At 63.8% G+C, this 1,588-nt stretch carries 1 protein-coding gene; it reads right to left on the reverse strand.

Annotated elements, in window-relative coordinates; translation table 11 throughout:
• Positions 1-90 precede the first annotated feature (90 nt).
• On the reverse strand, positions 91-1,491 hold the full coding sequence (locus C7416_RS28775) for an ISNCY family transposase (RefSeq protein ID WP_111522012.1): 1,401 nt from the start codon (positions 1,489-1,491) through the stop codon (positions 91-93).
• Positions 1,492-1,588 lie beyond the last annotated feature (97 nt).

Here is a 1,588-nt window from a genome sequence, read left to right on the forward strand (position 1 = left end):
TGTCTAGGCTAAATTCAAATGTCCGACGCTCAGCTAAGCTGAAATGTCCGATTTGGAGGGTGTTGGTGTTGAGGTTCGGTCTTTGTCTTTCTATGGTTTCCCGTAAGGCAGTGGTGCATTGAAGGTCTTTTCGATGGCCGCCTGCAGGTCTGCGGGGCTGAGCTGTCTCTGAGGTTTTTTGCCCGGTGCTGCCTTGCGAGGCCGCGGTGGCGTGCCGGCAGTGGTCCGGGCGGGTGCGCCGGCGCTGCGCCGGCTATCGCGCTTGGCCTGCATCTCCTGCGCCACGCGCAAGACGTGACCGAGCCGCTTGTTCTCGACGATCGCGCCCTGGTCGATTTCGGCCAGACGGTCATAGGTGGTGTAGGGCAGGGAAGCGCCATCGGCCCACAGCTCGATCCTGCCGTCCGGATATTCGGCGACCTCGATGTAGCGGTGAATCAAAGCGCGATGCTCGGGCTGGTCTGCCAGCAGGTATAGCGTCTTGTCATACTGTAGCGTGAGGCTGGCCGACACCTTGCGCCATTCGCGCCAGGTGAAGATCCGCGCCAAATCCTCATCGGCTCGCACTGGGCGATGCGCGTTAAAATCGCTCCTGGGCGGTTTGGCAAAGCGGCCGTTGAAGTCCGCCACAAAGACCGCCACGAAGGCGTTGGCGTCGGCCTGAGACGAGATCCCGCGCAGCCGCAGCTCCTTGACCAGCCGGTCCTGCAGCGTGCCGTTCATCCGTTCGACCCGGCCCTTGGCCTGGCTCGAATTGGCGCACAGGCTATCGATATTCAGCTCGTACAGCGCGCGCCCGAACTGGGTGTAGCCGTCGCCGCCGGTGGCACTGGGCCGGTTGACCCGGAACACACTGGCCTTGTCGCTATAGAACGCGATCGGCTTGCCGTGGCACTCAAGGTAAGCCCGTGTCGCCTCGAAATACGCAAAAGCGGATTCAGTCGGCACGAAGCGCAATGCCATCAGCCGGCTGGTGGCGTCATCGACAAAGACCAGCAGCGTGCAGGCCGGCGCCCGGTCCTCGAACCAGGCGTGGTCGGATCCGTCGATCTGCACCAGCTCGCCCAGGCAGGCGCGGCGGTTCCTCGGCTGGTGCACCTTGGGCGGACGCTGCTTACGCGGCACCCAGAAGCCGGCGTCGATCATGAGCCGGCGCACCGTCTCCTTGGCCAGATCGATGCCATGGCGCTCGCGCAGCTTCTCGGCGGCCAGCGTCGGGCCGAAGTCGGCATAGTTGTCGCGGATCAGCCCGAGCACCCGCGCTGCAAGGCCTGGTGGTGTCCGGTTGTTGGCTGGCTGACCCTGGTGGCGATTCAGTAGGCCGGCGGCGCCGTGTTGCTGGTAGCGCCGCAGCAGGCGCAGGGTCTGTCGGGGCGTTAGTCCCAGCCTGGATGCGGCAATCCCGGTCTTGAGATGGCCGTCTGCCAGCGCTTGGACGACCTTGAGCCGGTCGATCTGCCGCATCGTCATGGTAATGGCTCCTGCTGGCATGACGGGCTCCCACGCGCTGGAAGGCGTCAAGCTTACGCCAGCCAAACTCGGACATTTGAACTTAGCCAGAACCGGACATTACCGCTTAGCTGCTACA

It is taken from the genome of Cupriavidus phytorum, assembly GCF_003254285.1.
Classification (GTDB): Bacteria; Pseudomonadota; Gammaproteobacteria; order Burkholderiales; family Burkholderiaceae; genus Cupriavidus; species Cupriavidus phytorum.